This is a genomic window from Herbidospora yilanensis, assembly GCF_001570565.1.
Taxonomy (GTDB): domain Bacteria; phylum Actinomycetota; class Actinomycetes; order Streptosporangiales; family Streptosporangiaceae; genus Herbidospora; species Herbidospora yilanensis.
Genome location: NZ_BBXE01000021.1, coordinates 145,500 through 165,788 on the forward strand (window position 1 = coordinate 145,500; position 20,289 = coordinate 165,788).

The 20,289-nt window shown below is 71.0% G+C and carries 18 protein-coding genes; 10 read left to right on the forward strand and 8 right to left on the reverse strand.

Features of this window, described 5'->3' with window-relative positions:
* Positions 1-23 precede the first annotated feature (23 nt).
* A complete protein-coding gene (locus tag AW273_RS15835) occupies positions 24-1,565 on the reverse strand; it encodes a GMC family oxidoreductase (protein ID WP_062349081.1) in 1,542 nt (513 codons plus the stop codon).
* A gap of 92 nt (positions 1,566-1,657) precedes the next feature.
* Between AW273_RS15835 and AW273_RS15840 the strand changes: the two genes are divergently transcribed.
* Positions 1,658-3,181: a long-chain-fatty-acid--CoA ligase gene (locus AW273_RS15840; protein WP_062349082.1), complete on the forward strand. Its 1,524-nt coding sequence runs from the start codon at positions 1,658-1,660 to the stop codon at positions 3,179-3,181.
* A 252-nt stretch (positions 3,182-3,433) separates the two neighbouring features.
* Positions 3,434-5,791, forward strand: a complete 2,358-nt coding sequence (locus AW273_RS37225; protein WP_198168166.1) for a PQQ-dependent sugar dehydrogenase — start codon at positions 3,434-3,436, stop codon at positions 5,789-5,791.
* 52 nt (positions 5,792-5,843) lie between these two features.
* On the opposite strand, the gene AW273_RS15855 is transcribed toward AW273_RS37225, so the two are convergent.
* From AW273_RS15855 to AW273_RS15865, 3 genes are all read right to left on the reverse strand, one after another.
* Positions 5,844-7,103: a class I SAM-dependent methyltransferase gene (locus AW273_RS15855; protein WP_062349085.1), complete on the reverse strand. Its 1,260-nt coding sequence runs from the start codon at positions 7,101-7,103 to the stop codon at positions 5,844-5,846.
* A 7-nt stretch (positions 7,104-7,110) separates the two neighbouring features.
* A complete protein-coding gene (locus AW273_RS15860) occupies positions 7,111-8,469 on the reverse strand; it encodes an FAD-binding oxidoreductase (protein WP_062349178.1) in 1,359 nt (452 codons plus the stop codon).
* A gap of 126 nt (positions 8,470-8,595) precedes the next feature.
* On the reverse strand, positions 8,596-9,579 hold the full coding sequence (locus AW273_RS15865; protein WP_062349086.1) for a 2-hydroxyacid dehydrogenase: 984 nt from the start codon (positions 9,577-9,579) through the stop codon (positions 8,596-8,598).
* Between the two features lie 85 nt (positions 9,580-9,664).
* On the opposite strand from AW273_RS15865, the gene AW273_RS15870 reads away from it, so the two are divergent.
* Entirely contained in the window at positions 9,665-10,777 is a 1,113-nt protein-coding gene (locus AW273_RS15870; RefSeq protein WP_062349179.1) for a CaiB/BaiF CoA transferase family protein, read from the forward strand.
* The gene (locus AW273_RS15875; protein ID WP_062349087.1) at positions 10,777-11,436 is read left to right on the forward strand and encodes a nitroreductase family protein; all 660 of its coding nucleotides are present in this window, start codon (positions 10,777-10,779) and stop codon (positions 11,434-11,436) included. Before AW273_RS15870 ends, AW273_RS15875 begins: the two co-directional genes overlap by 1 nt.
* Here AW273_RS15875 and AW273_RS15880 read toward each other — a convergent pair.
* Complete coding sequence (locus AW273_RS15880) at positions 11,418-11,879, reverse strand: GyrI-like domain-containing protein (protein ID WP_062349088.1); 462 nt, start codon at positions 11,877-11,879, stop codon at positions 11,418-11,420. The two genes, AW273_RS15875 and AW273_RS15880, sit on opposite strands and share 19 nt — an antisense overlap.
* Positions 11,880-11,944: 65 nt before the next feature.
* On the opposite strand from AW273_RS15880, the gene AW273_RS15885 reads away from it, so the two are divergent.
* From AW273_RS15885 to AW273_RS15900, 4 genes are all read left to right on the forward strand, one after another.
* The gene (locus AW273_RS15885) at positions 11,945-13,384 is read left to right on the forward strand and encodes a GuaB1 family IMP dehydrogenase-related protein (protein WP_062349089.1); all 1,440 of its coding nucleotides are present in this window, start codon (positions 11,945-11,947) and stop codon (positions 13,382-13,384) included.
* A 76-nt stretch (positions 13,385-13,460) separates the two neighbouring features.
* A complete protein-coding gene (locus tag AW273_RS15890) occupies positions 13,461-14,111 on the forward strand; it encodes a YflT domain-containing protein (protein WP_063909975.1) in 651 nt (216 codons plus the stop codon).
* A gap of 158 nt (positions 14,112-14,269) precedes the next feature.
* On the forward strand, positions 14,270-14,644 hold the full coding sequence (locus tag AW273_RS15895) for an FKBP-type peptidyl-prolyl cis-trans isomerase (protein ID WP_030454703.1): 375 nt from the start codon (positions 14,270-14,272) through the stop codon (positions 14,642-14,644).
* An 82-nt stretch (positions 14,645-14,726) separates the two neighbouring features.
* Positions 14,727-16,247, forward strand: coding sequence for an ATP-dependent DNA ligase (locus AW273_RS15900; RefSeq protein WP_062349090.1), 1,521 nt, complete (start codon positions 14,727-14,729; stop codon positions 16,245-16,247).
* Between the two features lie 185 nt (positions 16,248-16,432).
* Here AW273_RS15900 and AW273_RS15905 read toward each other — a convergent pair whose 3' ends face one another.
* Complete coding sequence (locus tag AW273_RS15905) at positions 16,433-17,020, reverse strand: DUF1707 and DUF4870 domain-containing protein (protein WP_062349091.1); 588 nt, start codon at positions 17,018-17,020, stop codon at positions 16,433-16,435.
* A 157-nt stretch (positions 17,021-17,177) separates the two neighbouring features.
* On the opposite strand from AW273_RS15905, the gene AW273_RS15910 reads away from it, so the two are divergent.
* Positions 17,178-17,519, forward strand: a complete 342-nt coding sequence (locus AW273_RS15910) for a hypothetical protein (RefSeq protein WP_030454706.1) — start codon at positions 17,178-17,180, stop codon at positions 17,517-17,519.
* A 16-nt stretch (positions 17,520-17,535) separates the two neighbouring features.
* Here AW273_RS15910 and AW273_RS15915 read toward each other — a convergent pair whose 3' ends face one another.
* Complete coding sequence (locus AW273_RS15915) at positions 17,536-18,609, reverse strand: DUF4192 domain-containing protein (protein WP_232327444.1); 1,074 nt, start codon at positions 18,607-18,609, stop codon at positions 17,536-17,538.
* A gap of 109 nt (positions 18,610-18,718) precedes the next feature.
* Between AW273_RS15915 and AW273_RS15920 the strand changes: the two genes are divergently transcribed.
* Complete coding sequence (locus tag AW273_RS15920; RefSeq protein ID WP_062349092.1) at positions 18,719-19,492, forward strand: DUF4326 domain-containing protein; 774 nt, start codon at positions 18,719-18,721, stop codon at positions 19,490-19,492.
* Here the strand turns inward: AW273_RS15920 and AW273_RS15925 are convergent.
* Positions 19,439-20,245: an EI24 domain-containing protein gene (locus AW273_RS15925; protein ID WP_062349093.1), complete on the reverse strand. Its 807-nt coding sequence runs from the start codon at positions 20,243-20,245 to the stop codon at positions 19,439-19,441. The genes AW273_RS15920 and AW273_RS15925 overlap by 54 nt on opposite strands.
* Positions 20,246-20,289: the final 44 nt, after the last annotated feature.

A 20,289-nucleotide genomic window follows, 5' to 3' on the forward strand; every position in this document is an offset into this window, starting at 1 on the left:
GGAAACCAGAACGACATTCGGTATTAATGCTGCCATACCAACTCTGCCGCGCGCTCGGCGATCATCACAACGGGCGCGTGGGTGTGCCCCCGGTTCAGCGTCGGCATGACCGACGCGTCGACCACCCGCAGCCCCTCGACGCCGCGCACCCGCAACTCGGGGTCGACGACCGACTCCTCGTCGGCGCCCATGCGGCAGGTGCCGACCGGGTGGTAGAGCGTCTCGGACCGGTCGCGCACCCACTTCGCCATCTCGTCGTCGGTCTTCGGATCGGTGTACGGCTCGATCGCGCCGTCGACGTAGGGCCGCAACGCCCCGGCCCCGCCGACGCGCAGGCAGGCCTTGAGCCCGTCGACGAGTCTGCGCAGGTCGGCGGGTTCGGTCAGGTAGCCGGGGTCGATGACGGGGTCGCGGCCGTCGAGCGTCACCCGGCCCCGCGACTCGGGCTGGAGCAACACCGCCGCGACGGTCAGGCCGTGCCCGGCGGGCGGGGTGCGGCCGTGGTCGACGAACACGGCGGGGGCGAAGATGAGCTCGACGTCGGGGGCCGGTTCGGCGTCGGAGGTCCGGATGAAGGCGACCGCCTCGGCGACGTTCGAGGTCAGCATGCCCTTGCGGCCGACCAGGTAGCTGAGCAGGTTCGGCACGCTCTCCGCGCCGCTCATCGTGATGGGCTTCGGGCAGCGGAAGTAGGCGCCGGTGGCCAGGTGGTCCATCAGGTTCGCGCCGACGCTGGGCGAGGCGCGCACCACCGGGACGCCGTTCGACGCCAGCACGTCGGGGTCGCCGATGCCCGACAACATCAGCAGGTGCGGCGAGCCGATCGCGCCGGCCGACAGGATGACCTCCTTCCTGGCGACGACACGCGCCCCGTCGCCGTATTCGACCGCGACCGCGCGGCCGTCGTCGACCACGACGCGGTGGACCTGCGCGGCGGTCAGCACGGTCAGGTTGGGGCGCGACATGGCCGGGCGCAGATAGGCGTCGGCGCAGCTCCAGCGGTGGCCCCGGTCCTGGGTGACGGGGGTCGGGCCGTAACCCTCGTTCGACGGGCCGTTGAGCTCGTCGAGCCGCGTCATGCCGAGTTCGGCGCACGCCCGCAGGAACGCGCCGGTCGCCTCGTTGGGCGAGCGCAGCTCCGAGACGTGGACCGGGCCGCTGGTGCCGTAGACGCCGCCGGCGTTGGAGCCGACGCGGTGTTCGGCGCGGCGGAAGTAGGGCTCGACCTCGGCGTACGACCAGCCCGGGAGGTCCCACTGGTCGTAGTCGAGGGGGTGGCCGCGGAGCCACATCATGGCGTTCATCGACGAGCTGCCGCCGAGCATGCGGCCTCTCGGCCAGTAGATCTCCCGGCCCGACAGGCCCGGTTGCGGGGTGGTGGTGAAGTTCCAGTCGTAGCTGGTGCCGAACAGTTTGCTGAAGCCCGCCGGCATGCGGACCTCCAGCTTGCGGTCGCTGCCGCCGGCCTCGATGAGGGCCACGGTCGCCGACGCGTGCTCCGACAACCGGGCGGCCAGCACGCAGCCGGCCGAACCCGCTCCGACGATGACATAGTCGAACTCCATCCCTCGTACTTACTCCTCCCATTCCGGCCCGTCCAGGTTTTAAGGTGACCTACGTACCGGTAGGTATGTCGACCCCCTGGAGGATGCAGGCCATGCTCAACCTGTCGATCGTGCTGGAGGACAGCGCCCGGGAGGCGCCCGACCGCACCGCCGTCGTCTTCGGTGATCTGCGGTTGTCCTACTCGTTCGTGAACACCGTGGCCAACCAGGTGGCCAACCTGCTGGTGTCACGGGGCGTCGGGCGGGGTGACAAGGTCGCCCTGGCGTGCCCGAACTCGCCCTACTTCCCGTTCGTCTACTTCGGCATCCTGAAGGCGGGGGCGACGGTCGTACCGCTGAACGTGCTGCTGCAGGGGCGCGAGATCGCCTACCACCTCGACGACTCCGAGGCCAAGGCGTTCTTCTGCTTCGAGGGCACCCCCGAGCTGCCCCTCGGCGAGCGCGGTAAGGCCGGGTTCGAGGCGTCGGGCGCCGAGGTGTTCATCGTGCTGCCCGCGACGCCGCTGGCCACCGAGTCGGAGTTCGGCGAGACCATCTGGGCCGCCCTCGGCGGGATGAGCGGCGAGTTCGAGCCCGTGCAGACCGACCCGTCCGACACCGCGGTCATCCTCTACACGAGCGGCACCACCGGGCAGCCCAAGGGCGCCGAGCTCAGCCACCAGAACATGCTGCTCAACGCCATGGTGGCCGACACGATGTTCCCGTCGGCGGGCGACGACGTCTATCTGGCGACGCTGCCGCTGTTCCACTCGTTCGGCCAGACCGTCGTCATGAACGGCGGCTTCCGGCGGCGGGCCACGCTGGTGCTGCTGCCCCGGTTCGAGCCGGTCGAGGCGCTGCGGCTGATGAACGCCGAGGGCGTCACCCTGTTCGCGGGGGTGCCCACCATGTACTGGGCGCTGCTGACGACCGTCCACGCCGGCGGCGGGCAGGTGCCCACCACGCTGAAGACCGCCTGCTCGGGCGGCGCGGCGCTGCCGGTCGAGGTGCTGAAGGACTTCGAGACCACCTTCGCGGTGCCGATCCTGGAGGGGTACGGGCTCTCGGAGACCTCGCCCGTCGCCTCGTTCAACCAGCCGGGCAGGGTGGCGAAGGCCGGCTCGATCGGCACCCCGATCTGGGGCGTCGAGATGAAGCTCATCGACGCCGCCTGGAACACCGCCGAGGAGATCGGCGAGATCGCCATCCGCGGCCACAACGTCATGAAGGGCTACTACAACCGGCCCGAGGCGACCGCCGAGGTGATGAACGACGGCTGGTTCCGCACCGGCGACATCGCCACCCGCGACGAAGACGGCTACTACTTCATCGTCGACCGCGCCAAGGACATGATCATCCGCGGTGGCTTCAACGTCTATCCGCGGGAGATCGAGGAGGTGCTGATGACCCACGAGGCCGTCTCGCTGGCCGCCGTCGTCGGCGTCGCCCACGAGTCGCACGGCGAGGAGATCAAGGCCTACGTCATCGTCAAGCCCGATGCGACCGTCACCGAGGAGGCGCTGGTGGAGTGGGGGAAGGAGATGATGGCGCAGTACAAGTACCCGCGCATCGTCGAGTTCCGCGACACGCTCCCGATGACCGCGACGGGCAAGATCCTGAAGCGCGAACTGCGCTGAGACGCAGCCGGGGCCGCGCCGGTTCCGTTCCGGCGCGGCCGTTCAGTGCCCGAAATTAGATGATTCCGCTCTGGCGAAGCGGGTAGGGAGGCGCGCGTGCCGCCGTAGTCGATGTCGGGGAGAGACAACTCCATGCGCGCGCTCACCGGTTCGTTACTGCTGCTCGTGACCGGCGCACTCATCACCGGATCGGTGATGGTGCCCGTGTCCACGGCCAGCACAAGCACCCCAGCCAAACGCACGACACCTTATGTGAAGGGAATCCGGTACGAAGCCGAGACGGCCGCCATATCCCGGGGCGTGGTCCAGAAACGCCTCCGGGGATACACCGGGCGTGGTTACGTCAACGGCGCCGACCGCCGCGGCAACTTCGTCGAGTGGACGGTCACCCCGCCGGCAGCGGGCAACAACCACGTCCACATCCGCTATCTGACCAGCCGGCCCCTCAAGGCCCACCTCCTCGTGAACGACGAGGTCGTCGCCGAGGACGTGCGGTTCCGGCCGTCCCGCTGGTGGCGCACCCTCGCCCTGGCGGTCGACCTGCCCGAGGGCGAGTCGTCGATCCGGATCGTCGCCACCACGAGGCGGGGCAACCCCCACCTCGACAACATCACCCTGTTCCCGGTCACCCCGGCGCCCACCGCCGAGCCCACGCCGGAACCCACGCCGGAACCCGAGCCCACGCCGACGCCGTGCGTCGGCCCGATGCCGCCGGGCGGGGAGACACCGCCGCCCGCGCCGGAGCCGACCCCGCCCGGCGACGGCTGCGTCGTCCCGGAACCCTGCCCGACGTGGAGCCCCGAGCCCACACCCTCGGTCCCGCCGTCGGAGACGCCGACCGCGATCCCCTCTGGGACGCCGTCCGTGACGCCCTCTGAGACCCCCGCCGCGATGCCGGATGTGGCCGCGCGCACGCAGACCGAGGCGACCACGGGCCCGCTGCCGACGCCGAGCGAGAGTGTTCCGCCCGTCCCGGAGCCGACGCCGACCGTGACCTGCTCACCGCCGCCGCCGTGTGACCTGGAGGTCGTCCGGCCCACCGACACGGCGCCCGGGTTCCCCGAGTACACGACGCCGACGCCTGCGGCGACCCCGCCGGGCCTCCCGGAGGACACGACCCCGGCGCCGACCCCCGAGCCGACCCCGTCGGGTCTCCCTGAGACGCCGGTCCCCACGCCGACGACCGAGATCCCGACACCGACCCCGTCGAGCGGGCCGTCGGAACCGGCGCCGTCCCTGACGGTCACGCCGACGCCGACCTGCGCTCCGCCGCCCCCGTGCCCGACGGTTCCCGCACAGATCCCGGCGACCGAGACGACGACGTTCACGACTCCGGAGCCGAGCCCGCCGCCCACTCCCTCCGAGACCCCCACCGGCATCCCGACCGTCTCCGAGACGCCGACCGTCACACCGACGCCGACGCCGACCTGCACCACTCCCCCGGTCGAGACGCCCCCGGCGACTCCGACGCCCGAGCCCACGCCCCCGGTGGAGACCCCGCCGGTGAACCCGACGCCCGAACCCACACCTCCGGTCGAAACCCCGCCGGTGGATCCCACCCCGAGCGTCGAACCGACCCCGACCCCGACCCCGACCCCGACGCCCACCGCTCCCGGTGGCGGCGAGGGCGCGCCCGGGACGCCCGAGGTGGTCTCGCAGCAGTGGACCGTCCCCTGGGACGTCGCCTGGTCGCCCGCGGGTGACTTCGCGCTGGTCACCGAGCGGGACAGCTTCAAGGTCTTCCGCGTGACCAGGGACGGCGCCCGGACCGAGGCCGGGACGGTGCCCGAGTCGGTGGGGACCGGCGGTGAGGGCGGCCTGATGGGCGTGGCCTTCTCGCCGGGGTGGAACGGCGATAGCGACAAGGACGTGTTCTTCATGCACTCCTCGTCCGACGGCAACCGCGTCGCGAAGATGGAGTACGACGGCACGTCGCTGTCGGCGTACACGCCGATCCTGACCGGGATCAGGAAGAGCACCTACCACAACGGCGGCCGGTTGAAGTTCGGCCCCGACGGGTTCCTCTACGTCTCCACCGGCGACGCGCAGGAGACCAGCCTGGCGCAGGACCCGAACTCGCTGAACGGCAAGATCCTGCGCATCACGAAGACCGGCGAGGCGGCCGAGGGCAACCCGGACGGGTCCCGCGTCTACTCGCTCGGCCACCGCAACGCGCAGGGTCTCGCCTGGGACTCCGAGGGCCGCCTGTGGTCGGCGGAACTGGGCGCGAGCTCGACCGACGAGCTCAACCTGATCGAGCCGGGCAAGAACTACGGCTGGCCCGCGTGTGAGGGCGAGTGCGCCGAGCCCGGCATGACCAACCCGAAGAAGACCTGGTCGACGGCCGAGGCGTCGCCGAGCGGCATCGCGATCGTCGACGACGTCGTCTACATGGCGGCGCTGCGCGGCAAGCGGCTCTACGCGATCCCGCTCACCGGCGCCGAGGCGGGCGACCCGGTCTCCTACTACGCCGACGCCTACGGCCGCCTGCGCGCGGTCGAGCGGGTGCCCGACGAGCAGGCGATCTGGATCACGACCAGCAACGCCGACGACAACGGCGGCCAGCCCGACGGCTCCGACCGCGTCATCAAGGTGAACCTGAACTCCTAGGAAGGAAGAAGACCCCCGGGCGTCGCGGCCCGGGGGTCTTCTCTTCGTACGGTCAGGGCCAGTCCAGCGCCGGCCGGAGCGGCACGTGGGACCTGCGGTCGTCGTCGAGCTTGACGCCGAGCACCTGGTGGAGCTGGACCTTGTTGCGCTCGAAGCCGACGATGCAGCCCGCCATGTAGAGGCGCCACACGCGGGCGGTGCCCTGGCCGACTTCGGCCACGGCCTCGTCCCAGTGGTCGTCGAGGTTCCGGCACCAGTCGCGGAGGGTCAGCGCGTAGTGCTCGCGCAGGTTCTCCTCGTGGCGGATCTCGTAGCCGAGGTCCTCCATCTCGCGGACCAGCGTGCCGACCGATTCGAGTTCCCCGTCGGGGAAGACGTAGCGGTTGATGAAGCCGGTGCGGTTGATGGAGCGTTCTTTTCCGGACGGGCGGGTGATGCAGTGGTTGAGCAGCCTGCCGCCCGGCTTGAGTTTGCCGTACAGGAATGAGAAGTAGCTCTTCAGCTGGTTGGCGCCGATGTGCTCCGTGAGACCGATGGAGCTGACCACATCGAAGTCGCCTTCCGGTACGTCGCGGTAGTCGGAGAATCGCACCTCAGCGAGGTCTCCGAGGCCTTCCTCCGCGATGGCCTTCTGCGCCCACTCGGCCTGCTGCTTGGACAGCGTCACGCCGAGCGCCTTCACTCCGTACTCCTTGGCCGCGTGGCGGACCATGCTGCCCCAGCCGCAGCCCACGTCGAGCAGCCGCATGCCGGGCTTCAGGTCGAGCTTCTTGGCGACCAGGTCGAACTTGGCGAACTGGGCCTCCTCCAGCGTGCTGTCCTGCCGCGGGTAGACCGCGCAGGTGTACGCCATCGAGGGCCCGAGCACCCACTCGTAGAACCTGTTGGACACGTCGTAGTGATGGTGGATGGCCTCGGCGTCGCGCTGTTTGGCGTGCCGGCTGCCGAGTTTGGCCATCGCCGACTTCCGCACCTCCTGCGGGGGCAGCGGCACCCGCATGAGCAGCGGCTTGGGCCCGAGGGCCCGGATGGCGGCGACCTTCTCCGAAAGCGGCAGATCGTTGATCGTGAGCGACCACATCCGGTCGAGCAGCGTATACATGTCGCCGTGCACGTCGAGGTGCCCGGACACGTATGCCCTGGCCAGTCCCATTTCGCCGGGGGCCTGCGCGAGGTAGGCCACCGCGACCGGCGACTTCACCTCGATTCTGATGTCGGCCATCGACGGGCCCGCTTTGCTCCCGTCGTAGGCGTGGAACTCGATGCCGGCTCCCGTGCCGACGACCTTCTCGAAGATCTCGGCGAGTGTCATGCGTGCATCACCTTCCCCGTACGCACTTCTCATACAGGTCAAGCAGCCGACCTCCGGGGTCGTACGCCCGCTTGACCGGCCAGTAGGCCTCCCCGTTGTAGAACTCCCAGAACTCCTCGCGTTCGTAGTAGGACGACGAGTAGAGGGATTTGTGTCCTTCGAGCTGGTGGACGGCCTGCTCGATCGCGCGGTTGTAGTAGCCGTCCTGCTGGCCCCGGGGCAGGGCCACCATGCCCCAGAATCCGAAGTTCACGTAGAGGCGACCGGTCTCCAGTGGATAGAGCGACCAGTCGCGTGTCGCCCTGAGGGGGCACATCCACACGGGGGTCATCCCGACGTGGTTGACATAGAAGTCCAGGAACTCGGCGCCGCGATCGATCGGCACCTCGATGTCCTGGATCACCGACTCCTGCGGGGGGTTGCCCCGCCAGCGGTCGATTCGGGCGGTGATGCCGTGCCGCTGGTCGAGCCCGACCAGCTTGCGGTACACGTCGGACCGCATCCAGCGCTTGGGCATCAGGGAACGTACCAGCGGCTGCTGGACGCCGAACGCGCGGGAGCACCAGAACCAGTCGGTGTCCCAGCGCCAGAGGTAGTCGCGGACGGTCAGCCAGTCGCGGCTGCGGCTGCGCATCGACTGCCAGTAGATGCGCATCCCGGTGTAGTCGGAGGCGTACGGCGCCCGGTCGGCGAAGGTGCCGATGGTGATGTACATCTCGTCGGGCGAGTGGTAGGTGCCGTCGACGAAGTCGACCTTCTCGCCCTCGCGCTCCCGCCGGTCGCAGATCTCCTGCATGGCCAGCATGCACTTGGCCGCGTCGGCGAAGCGCAGGTGGGTGAGTTTCACGTACGGCTTGACCGGCGCGAGCTTGATCTTGATGCGCAGGGCGTAGCCGAGCGTTCCGTAGGAGTTCGGGAAGGCGTTGAAGAGGTCCGCGTACTCGTTGTCCGCACGCGCGACGAGGATGCGCCCGTCACCCGTGAGGATCTCCAGCTCCTCCACGGATTCGTGGGGCAGGCCGTCCTTGAAGCTCGTGGACTCGATGCCGAGGCCGGTGACCGCGCCGCCCAGCGTGATCGTCTTGAGCTGCGGCACCACGTAGGGCATCAGGCCGTGGGGCAGCGTGGCGTCGACGAGGTGCTCGTACGTCGTCATGCCCTGGACCTCGGCGGTCATCGTTTCGGGATCGACGCTGATGACCTGGTCGAGGTCACGCGCCGAGAGCTTGGCGCCGTTGGCCGGCTCACGGAAACGGAAGAGGTTCGTGGTGGCTTTGGCCAGTCGTGGGGCCGAGCCGTCGGGAATCGCCGCGTAGGAGTCGCGAATCTGCTCGACCGCTCTCCTATGGGTGGTCATACTGGTCATGCGCTCGGGCATGACGCCACCCCCATATGTAGTCGTGATAGAGATCTTCCCAAGCGCACCATATCCCCCTAAACCCCCGCATACCAGACTCGACACGTTAAGCACCGGAAAACTGTCCACAGCTGGTCAACGGCGTTTTACGACGGGATTCACCCCGTTCACCACGTTGATGACGGGCGCCCCTCCGACGGCCGCCGCGAGGTTCCCGACCACACACTGGACGAGCCTCGTGGTCGACTGCGGGGTCACCCCGGCGGCGTGCGGCGACAGCAGGATCCGGTCGTCCGACCGCAGCGGGTCGTCGAGCGGCAGCGGCTCCGTGGTGAACACGTCGAGCGCCACCCCGGCCAGGTTGCCCGCCTCGATCAGCGCCTTCTCGTCGACGATCCCGCCCCGGGCCGCGTTGACCAGGAACGAACCGGGCTTCATCATCGCCAGCCGGTCGGCGTCGAACAGGCCCCGCGTCTCCTCGGCCAGCGCGACGACGATCACCACGATGTCGCTGGTGGCGACGAGCCGGTCGAGGTCCTGGCGGGCGGCGCCGTAGGTCTCCTTCTTGGGAGATCGCGACCAGTAGGCCACCTCGCAGCCCATCGCCCCGAACATCCGGGCGCAGGCCGCGCCTATCGGCCCGAACCCGACCAGGCCGACCTTGCACGACGAGAGCTCCCTCGGCTGGAGGGTGAGCTGCGGCCAGTCGCCCGCACGCACCGCGGCGTCGCCCTGGACGAGCCGCCGGACCAGCGCGAACGCCGCCGCGACGCACCATTCGGCGACCGCGATGGCGTTCACCCCGGCCGTGTTGGCCAGCGGCACCCCGGCGTCGGCGAGCGCGGCGAGGTCGTGCCCGTCGACCCCGACGGCGGGCTGCTGGACGAACGCCAGCCTCGGCGCGCGCGCCACCGCCTCGGCGTCGAGCACGAGCTGGGAACTCCAGTCGCCGACGACGATCTCGGCCTCGGGCAGCAGGTCGAGCACGGCGGCCCGGTCTCTGGTCTCGGGGGTGACGACGTCGATCCGGTCCCCCAGACCGGACAGGAGCCCGCGAACCGCGTCGGCGGGCAGCGGCGGCAGCGCCAGCAACCGCCAGGGACGCCCTAAGTCGGTCATGCGCTCAGCCTGCCATGCCGCGCCCGACACGCCACGACCGGGTTGCGAGTCGTTGCCGAATGTTGTTCTACTGAGCCTCGTGACCATGGAAACGGGCGGCCCGCTGGCCGGGATCAGGGTGCTGGAACTGGCCGGGCTCGCCCCGGGCCCGTTCGCCGGGATGATGCTGGCCGACCACGGCGCCTCCGTGTTGCGGATCGACCGGGTGCCGGCCGTGACCGACAGGCCCCGGCGTGAAGTGATGGACCGGGGGAAACGCACGATCGGGCTCGACCTGAAGTCGCCCGAGGGCGTGACGGCCTTCCTCGACCTGGCCCGGCACGCCGACGCGGTGATCGAGGTCTTCCGCCCCGGCGTGGCCGAACGCCTCGGCATCGGCCCCGCCGACCTGCACGCCGTCAACGAGCGCCTGGTCTACGGACGGCTGACCGGGTGGGGGCAGGACGGCCCGCTGGCCCCCCGCGCCGGGCACGACATCGACTACGTCGCGATCTCCGGGGTGCTCTCCCAGCTCGGCCGGGCCGGGGAGAGGCCCACGCCGCCGATCAACATCCTGGGCGACTTCGCGGGCGGGGGGCTGATGCTGGCGTACGGCATCCTGCTCGCCCTGATCGAACGCGAGCGCACCGGCCGGGGCCGGGTGGTCGACGCCGCCATGGTCGACGGGGCGGCCGTCCTGTTCTCCATGTTCTACTCCCTCACCCAGTCGGGCTTCTGGGGACCGAGGGGCACGAACCTGCTCGACGGCGGGGCGCCGATGTACGACACGTACGAGACCGAGGACGGCGGATACATGGCCGTCGGCGCCCTGGAACCCCAGTTCTGGGGCGAGCTGGTGGCCCGTCTCGGCGTGCCCGACATGCCCGACCAGGACGAGCGGAACTGGCCGGCGATCAGGGAGCGGCTCACCGAGGCGTTCAAGACGCGCACCCGCGCCGAGTGGGAGGCCGTCTTCGCCGACTCCGACGCGTGCGTCTTTCCCGTCCTGGACCTGGCCGAGGCGCCCGACCATCCCCACAACGTCGCGCGCGGCACCTTCGTCGAGGTCGGCGGCCTGGCCCAGGCGGCCCCCGCGCCCCGCCTGCTGGGCGCCGCGACCGGCGACCTGGCCCCCGCCACCCGCCTCGACGACCTGACCGCGTGGGGCCTGCCCGACGAGACGGCGACCCGCCTGCGAGCACAAGGAGTACTGGCCTGATGGACCTGCTGGAGGCCCTCTACACGACCCGCGCGATGCGCCGGGTCACAACCGACCCCATCCCCCTCGACGTCCAGAAGCAGATCATGGACGCCGCCGTCCGCGCCCCCAGCGGGGGCAACGCGCAGGGCTGGCGCTTCCTGCTGGTCGACGACCAGCAGGTCAAAGACCGGCTCGCGCCCCTCTACCAGGACGCGCTGGCCCGTCTCTACGCCGGCCACTACAAGCGCCAGCGCGAGATCGCCGAGGCCGACGGCGACCAGCGCACGCTCAACGTCATGAAGTCGTCCCAGCACCTGGCCGACCACTTCGCCGACTATCCGCTGCTGCTGTTCGCCTTCACCCGCAACGACCCCAGCGGCGGCTCGATCTTCCCGTCGGTCTGGAGCGCCCAGCTCGCGGCCCGGGGCCACGGCGTCGGCACCGCCCTCACCACGGTGCTGGGCCTGTTCCACGGCGCGGAGGCGATGAAGATCCTCGCCGTGCCGGAGGGGAAGGGCTGGGAACTCGCCTGTACGGTCACCTTCGGCTACCCGACGGGCAGGTGGGGCGTGGCCCCCCGGCGTCCGGTCCACGAGGTGAGCTACCGCAACCAGTGGGGCGAGCCGGTCGGCTTCGAGGCCGACGAACCCCTGTGGGGCTATCCGGCCTCGGAGTAGGTGGGCCGGGCCGCGATGTAGAGGTCGACGCCGGCCTGGTGGTGGACCTCCAGGTCGGTGGTGAACGAGCGCCGGTCGGGGTGCTGCCAGAGGAACTGCCAGGCCTCGATCAGCGTCTGGGGCAGCGGGCCGCGTACCTCCAGGTGGAGGCAGGGCACGCCGGGCACCCGGACGGCGACCATGCCCTCGGGCAAGCGCGCGGCGGTATGCACGGCTATGCCGATAACCTGGGTGTATGCCCCGGTGTGGTCGCTCTCGTAGTCGGTCAGCACGGCGTAGATGTTCTCGTCGACCCGTCCCGGCACATGGGCGAAGGCGCCCGGCGCACCGGCACGCTGCCACAACCCCGGAAGCTGGGCCCGCTCCGGGTCGGCCTCGGCCTCGTTGGTGGTGCGGATGGCGTAACCCACGACGAGCAGCTCAGGCCTGTCGGCAATGATCAAGATCGTTCCCCTCGACGAATGGTGATCAGCCGCAATCCTACGGAACCCAAGTAGTCTGGACAGACGTGCGATTCCTCAACGACATGACCCCGCCGTACGACCTCACCTACAGCGACGTCTTCATGGTCCCATCGAGGTCGGACATCGGGTCGCGACTCGCCGTCGACCTGTCCTCACCTGACGGCACCGGCACCACCATCCCGATCGTCGTCGCCAACATGACCGCCGTCGCGGGCCGCCGCATGGCCGAGACGGTCGCCCGGCGCGGCGGCATCACCGTCATCCCGCAGGACATCCCCATCGACGTCGTCTCCGACGTGATCTCCTGGGTGAAGAGCCGGGACCTCGTCCACGACACCCCCATCACCCTCACCGCCCACGACACCGTCGGCGAGGCGCTGACCCTGCTGCCCAAGCGGGCCCACGGCGCGGTCATCGTGGTCGACCTCGACAACCGGCCCGTCGGGGTCACGACCGAGGCCGACTGCCAGGGCGTCGACATGTTCACCCAGCTCGGCGAGGTGATGACGCCCTCACCGCAGGTCCTGCCCGAGGGCATCGACCCGCAGACGGCCTTCGACCTGCTGCACGACCGGCGGCACAAGCTCGCCCCGGTCGTCGACGAGCAGGGCCGCCTCGTCGGCGTCCTCACCCGTACGAACGCGCTGCGCGCCACCCTCTACCAGCCCGCCGTCGACGGCTCGGGCCGGTTGCGGATCGCGGCGGCGGTCGGCATCAACGGCGACGTCGCCGCCAAGGCCAAGGAACTGGTCGAGGCGGGGGCCGACGTGCTCGTCGTCGACACCGCCCACGGCCACCAGGAGAAGATGCTCGCCGCGTTGAAGGCTGTGCGCGACCTCGATCCCGGGGTGCCGGTGGCCGCCGGGAACGTCGTCACGGCCGAGGGCGTCAGGGATTTGGTCGAGGCCGGGGCCGACATCGTCAAGGTCGGCGTCGGGCCGGGCGCGATGTGCACCACGCGCATGATGACCGGCGTCGGCCGCCCGCAGTTCTCGGCCGTGCTCGAATGTTCCCGCGAGGCCCGCCGCCTGGGCCGCCACGTGTGGGCCGACGGCGGCGTGCGGCACCCGCGCGACGTCGCGCTCGCGCTGGCCGCCGGGGCGTCGAACGTGATGATCGGCTCCTGGTTCGCCGGGACCTTCGAGTCGCCCGGCGACACCCGCACCGCCGCCGACGGCCGCCGCTACAAGGAGAACTTCGGCATGGCCTCGGCCCGCGCCGTCAAGCTGCGCACCGCCGAGGACACCCCGTTCGACCGGGCCCGCAAGGCGCTGTTCGAAGAAGGCATCTCCACCTCGCGCATGTACCTCGACCCGGCCCGCCCGGGAGTGGAGGACCAGATCGACGCGATCGTGGCCGGCCTGCGCTCTTCTTGTACGTACGCCGGCGCGACCACCCTCCAGGAGTTCCACGAGAGGGCGGTCGTCGGCGTGCAGAGCGCGTCGGGATACAGCGAGGGCATGCCGCTCCACCAGAGCTGGTGACCCCGTTCGTGTGATTGGCCGGGCCGTGCGGGTAGAGGGCGGGTCTTCCACCACGAACTCTGAGGAGAAGGCCCTGATGTACGAAACGCCCACGCACGGCCCGGCCATGCCTCTGGCGGACCGGCGCCTGCTCGTCAGCTACGACCGCTACACCGCCGCGCAGAAGACCGTCGACACGCTCTCGGACGCCGGCTTCCCGGTCCAGGAACTCGCCATCGTCGGCACCGACCTCCGCATGGAGGAGAAGGTCACCGGCCGTCTCACCAACGGCCGCGCGGCCTTAACCGGGGCCGTCAGCGGCGGGGTCTTCGGCCTCGTCGTCGGCCTCTTCCTGGGCCTGTTCACCACCACGTCCACCTCGTTCGTCGCGCTGGTCCTGTGGTCGATCCTGTGGGGCGCGATCGCCGGGGCGGCGTTCGGCTTCACCAGTCACATGTTCCAGGGCGGCGTCCGCGACTTCACCTCCCGCAACTCGATCGTGGCCGGACGCTACGACGTCCTGGTGACCTCCGGCGTCTGGGAGCGGGCGCAGACCATCCTCCAGGGCGGTCTCGCGCCGGCCGACACGGTCGTCGTCGAGCGCCCGCCGAGCGCCGGCCCGGTGCCGCCCGCGACCACCGACGGCACGACGGCCGAGCACGAGATCCCGGCCCAGCGCCGCGCCGAGGACGCCGGTGCGGAGAGGGGCGCGGACCGGGAGGCGGACGCGGGCGCCAAACGCCGGTGACCCGGACGGGCGACACGCCCGGCGGGGTGCTCGGAGGTGCCGGTAGAGTCGTGCGGTCCGGCCCGCAGAGCGGTCGGCGGCCGGTCGGGGGCGGCGCGTCACTCCGGCCGGCGTGTCCGGGCGAACCGAACGGCGCGCCATGAACCAAGGAGACCCACGTGGCACTCGAGAAGCCCGAGATCGACTTTCCGGAGGGCCAGGCGCCCGCCGACCTGGAGATCGTCGACCTGGTGGTCGGCGACGGTCCTGAGGCCAAGCCGGGGCACACCGTGAGCGTGCACTACGTCGGCGTCGCGTTCTCCACCGGCGAGGAGTTCGACGCCTCGTGGAACCGCGGCGACACCTTCCAGTTCCCCCTCGGCGGCGGCCGGGTCATCGCCGGCTGGGACCAGGGCGTGGCCGGCATGAAGGTCGGCGGACGCCGCCGCCTCACCATCCCGCCGCACCTGGGCTACGGCAACCGGGGCGCCGGACGGGCCATCAAGCCCGGAGAGACCCTGATCTTCGTCGTCGACCTGCTCGGCGTGAGCTGACGTTCGCCCGTTCGTCACGGCCCGGTCCCCGAGAGGGCGCCGGGCCGTGGCATTGGAAGGGCCGGTACGGCAGGATTACGGTGTGTTGCTGATCGATCTTGCCAGGACCTCCGCCGCCGTCGCGGCCGACTCGGCCCGGCTGGCGAAGATCCGCCACCTGGCCGAACTGCTCGCCCGGGTGGGCCCGGAGGAGGCCGAGATCGCCATCGCCTACCTGTCGGGCGAGCTCCCCCAGCGGCAGATCGGCGTCGGCTGGCGCTCCCTCCAGGACCTCCCGGAACCGCGCCTGGCCGCGACCGCCACCCTCACCCAGATCGACGCCTTCCTCGAACGCATCAAGGCCCAGTCGGGCGCCGGTTCGCAGGCCGCCCGCCGCGCCCTGGTCGCCGAGTTGTTCGGCGCCGCGACCCGCCAGGAGCAGACCTTCCTGAGCCGCCTGCTGACGGGCGAGCTCCGCCAGGGCGCGCTCGACGGGGTCATGATCGAGGCCATCGCCAAGGCCGCCGACGTCCCGTCGGCCGAGGTGCGCCGCGCGCTGATGCTCCGCGGCTGGTTGCCCGCCGTGGGGGCGGCCGCGCTGGCCGGCGGGGTGACGGCGCTGCGCGACTTCCACCTGGAGGTCGGCCGCCCGGTCGCCCCGATGCTGGCCCAGAGCGCGCCCACCGTGACCGCGGCCCTGGAGAAGATCGGCGGCCCGGCGGCGATCGAGTGGAAGCTCGACGGCATCCGCGTCCAGGCCCACCGGTCGGGCGACGAGGTGCGCGTGTTCACCCGCACCCTCGACGACATCACCGAGCAGGTCCCCGAACTGGTCGAGGCGGTCCGCGGCCTCACGGCGACCGACATCGTGCTCGACGGCGAGGTCCTCGCCCTGCGCGACGACGCCACCCCGCTGCCCTTCCAGGTGACCTCCAGCCGGGTGGCGACCAAGGTCGGGCCGCGCGAGGTGCCCCTGAGCGTCTTCTTCTTCGACGCCCTGCGCGTCGACGGCGCCGACCTGCTCGACCTGCCCGACACCGACCGCCACGCGGCCCTCACCGCCGCCGTCCCGCCGTCGCTCATCACGCCCCGGCTGGTCACCGCCGACGCCGAGGAGGGCGAGGAGTTCTTCGCCGAGGCGGTCCGCAGAGGCCACGAGGGCGTGGTGGTCAAGTCCCCCGCGACGGTGTACGCGGCCGGGCGGCGCGGCGCCGGTTGGATCAAGGTCAAGCCCCGGCACACCCTCGACCTGGTCGTGCTGGCGGCCGAATGGGGTCACGGGCGGCGCGAGGGGAGGTTGTCGAACCTGCACCTGGGCGCCTACGACCCCGACACGGGCGGGTTCGTGATGCTCGGCAAGACCTTCAAGGGCCTGACCGACGAACTGCTCGCGTGGCAGACCGAACGTTTCCTCGAACTCGCCGACGGGCCCACCACGGAGTGGACGGTTCCCCTGAAGCCGGAACAGGTCGTCGAGATCGCCTTCGACGGAGTGCAGCGGTCGACGCGTTACGAGGGCGGCATGGCGCTGCGGTTCGCCCGGGTGCTGCGCTACCGGCCCGACAAGCGCGCCGAGGACGCCGACACGGTGTCAGCGGTCCGCGCGCTGCTGCCCCCGGCCTGACGCGCCGAGGGTCCCGCGAGCGCGGCCCTGCGGCTCGTGACCCGTCGCCGGGAGGCCGTGCGCGTTCTGGCGGGACTTGCCCGTCGCGGCGCGACGCGGGCGCGGCCGGTCGGCGTCTCGGGCGGCGCGGGGCGGAGGCGGCGAGGGGTGCCGGGTGGGCGAGAGCCGTAACGGAACGGAGACTCTTACTTGATGAGCCGGACCGTCAGCGGGTAGCGGAACTCGCCGTCGGCCAGGGCCGAGACGCCGCCGACGATCGACAACACGAGGCCGAGCACCCAGAAGATCGGCACCAGGACGACGCCGACGATCGTGAACGGCAGCAGGATCGTGGCGCCGAAGACCGTCAGGTGGAAGTTGAGCGCCTCCATGGCGTGCCGCCTGACGTAGGGCGAGGTGCGGCCGGCGGTCAGCAGCATGATGAGCGGGCCGACGACGAAAAGGCCGGTCAGGGTGATGAGATGGGCGGCGGCGCCCACCACCCGGTCGGCCGCGTCGGCGGCGTGGGCCGGTTCGTCGTGGGGCTTCGGGTAGGCCGTGAGGGTGGGCGCGCGGTTGTAGAGGTCGGCCATGACGGGCACCAGGTCGGCGTGGGTCTGCGCGGTCATGGCGTGGTCGAGCCGCAGGTCCATCTCGTCCTTGTCGAGGCGCCCCTCGGCGAAGGCCAGCTTGACGTGTTCGACCACCTGCTCACGGTCGGCGTCGCTGACGCGGAGGTGGGCGGGTGGCACAGGTCCGCGCCCCGTCGCCGCGGGTGAGAACGACGTCGCCATGAAACCCTGCCTTTCTCCGATGAAACGTGTCTTTTCGAGTCTGCCTCTTCCCATCGTGGCCGAGACCGTCACGCCGAAGTATCGGGGATGACCCCGACGCGCCCCGGAGATCCGCCAGAGGGGCGCGCGCCGCCCGATCGGACGGTATACAAGGGGTATGAGATGGCGTGACCGCTACGGACTACGGCGTAACCGAGGTCCGAAAGTGCAGCGTTTCGACCGGGAGGCCACCGATCAGGACATCGAGTCGCTGATCGAGTTCGCCAAGTCCCGCATCGGCGTGGAGTTCTACGTCGAACCGGAAACCTTCGCCACCGACACCACCGCCGTCGCGGTCGCCCACGACGGCGAATGGACACGCCGCCGCGTGGGCTCCCCCGCCGTCATCCGGAAGGTCGCCCGCGATCTGCGGCTGCCCGTCTACGACGTGCAGCTCACCGGCTATCCGGCCCGGATGAGGGCGTACAACGAACGCCGCCGCCAGGCCGACGGGGTCTGAGCCGCGCCGCCACCGTTCACGCGGGCGGCTCGGCGATCCTGCGCAGGAGCGGAGTGAACCAGCTCATCAGCGGCGGTCCCATCTCACGGTCGAGTTGTTCGGGTGTCGGCATGCGTTCGCCGACGTCGTCGGGGGTCAGCAGGCGGGCGATGGCCTCGGTGAGGATGAGCGCCATCGTGTAGCGCGGCTCCGCCGCCAGCGCCCGGTCGAGCGCCATCGAGGCCAGGGCGCAGTCGCCCGTCCGCCAGGCCGCGGCCGCCAGCAGCGCCGCCGAAGGGGTGACCAGGCCGGGTGACAACCGGCGGGTCAGGTCACGCCACAACGTCAGGTGGGCGGGCCGGTCGTCGATGAGAGTCCAGGCCTCGTCGCGGACCCGGACCAGCCACAACGCCAGGCCGAGCCGCGCGGCGTCGTCGTCGGACAACCGGCCGCCGCGTTCGTAACACTCGACGGCCGACCGCACCCGGGCGATGCCGTCGGCCAGGTAGGCGGCCGGATCGGCCTTCTCCACCCAGCCCCACACCTCGTGTTCGGCCTGCTCGGTCGCGCGGTCCATCGCCGTGCGGGCGGCGCCGGTCACGGGCGCGACCGTGCGCTCCAGCGCGGCCCGGTCGGGCAGGGCGACCATGCCGCGCACCACCGCCTCGGCCGCGACGGGATGGGCCGCGGCGTCGTAGTGGACGCCCTCGGGCGGGCACGGGCGCAGATGGGACCAGTAGCGGCCCTCATGGGTGCGTAACGCGTCGTGGACGGCGACGCCGGCCGCCGCCAGGAAGCGCACGGCGTCGTCGAGTGCGGGCGCGGTCAGGGCCGCCTCGCCGTAGGCGGCGAGCACGGTCGCGTCGGCCTTCTCCCGGGCGAGCAACGGCCGCAGGTCGTCGAGCGCGCCGGGGAGCAGCGGCAGGTCCCAGCGGGTCGCGACGCGGACGGCGGTGTGTTCGAGGCCGATGACGACGAGACTGTCGGCGGGGTGAAAGCCGAGCAGGTAGGGGATGGCCGCCAGGATGTCGGCCGGGGACGACAGGCGGAGCCGGTGGGCGATGGGCATGGGGCCGATCGTGCCGGTGTGCCGGAGACGGGAAACGGACATGGTTCCGGCTGTGGAAAACCGTGTTCGCTGTGGGCATAGCTCTGGAAACCGCAAAACGAACCGCGCGGCATGGGACGGTTGTGCGTCGAGGGGAGCAGCGTTGACGGGCATGCGAGATGTTCCGGTCACCGACGGATGGTCCGGCCACGAGCGGGCCCGGCTGGAGAGCCTGCTGGCCGGGGAGACGGTCATCGTCAGCATGAACCGCCGGCGCGGGCATCCGAACCTGATCGCGTGGGCGAGAACCGCCGGCCTGTACGTCCGCATCGACACCCGCAGCGAGTGGGCCAACCCCCACGAGAAGGACGACGTGCTGCGCGGCGAGCAGTTGCGGCGCTTCGAGTCCTACCTGACCGAGCGGCCCGAACTGCTGGCCCGCGTCCCCGAGCTGCGCGGCAAGGCCCTCGGGTGCTGGTGCGTCCCCGGGCCGTGCCACGGGCAGGTGCTCAAACGGCTCGCCGGGGGCGTGGTGGCCAGGCCGTCGCTCTCCCCGGCCGAACGGGCCGCCCTGGCCGAGGCCGAGGCCGAGATCGAGGCGGCCGGGGTCGGCGGGCTCGGACGGGTCGGCCAGGCCCTCACCCGCATCCGCGACCTGAAGCTTTACCGGGCCGGCCACGCGGGCTTCGAGGACTACTGCCGGCAGCGCTGGGGCTTCACCCGCCACCACGCCAACCGCCAGATCGCCACCGCCGGTCTGATGGCCAACCTGGGCCGCGCGCCGGAGCCCCGTCTGACGGCCGTCCGCGACCTGATGGGCCAGCTCGACGGCGAGCCCACTCCCGAGGCGATCCGCAGGTGGATCGGCCTGATCGACGAGGGGATCGCGGAACTACAGGCGGCGCGGCGGCGGCTGGAAGGCCGGCTGCCCCGGCCCCTGAACTAGCATCCGGTCGCGCACCATCATCGCCGCCCCCGCGACCGCGCACGGCATCGCGGCGATGGCGAGGAACGGGACGAGGAACGTGACGAAGACGCCGGTCCCGAACCCGAGTGACATGCCCCGGTTCGCCTTCAGCACGGCGAACCGGTGTTTGCGGCGCACCCCGCGGCGCTCCATGGCGAGCGCGGTGAGCTCGACGGTCAGGAAATATCCGGACACGAGCGCGCCGATCACCGGCACGACGGTCTGCCCGACGACCGGCACGAACCCCAGCACGAACAGCGGGATCGTGAACATCAGGACGTAGCACAGGGTGACCAGGCTGTCTTTGATCGACCGCAGGATCCCGAGCACGAGCGGGGTGTCGTCGTGGTGGACGGGCCCGCCGAGGCTCTCCTCCACCTGCTCGGAGATCTTCTCGTAGAACGGCTCGCCGATCGCCAGCGAGGCGGCCGTGAACAACACGATCGACAACACGGCCCCGACGATGACCAGCAGGACCCCGACGAGGGTGCGGAAGAGGTCCCGCCATCCCCAGTCGTCGGCGAACGGCGTCATCCAGGCGGCAACGTCGCCGGCGTTGACGGCCAGCAGCACGAGCAGCCCCGCGAAGACCGCGAACGCGATCAACGCCGGGATCAACCCGAACAACCACCAGCGGGGATGCCGGGCCATCCACCCGATCCCCCGCAGATAGAAACCGACCCCATCGAAGAACCCACCGGCCTGCCTGCGCACCGGCCCACCACCGACCATGATGGCGAGGCTAGCGAATCCGCGCTCCGACCGCGATCTACCGA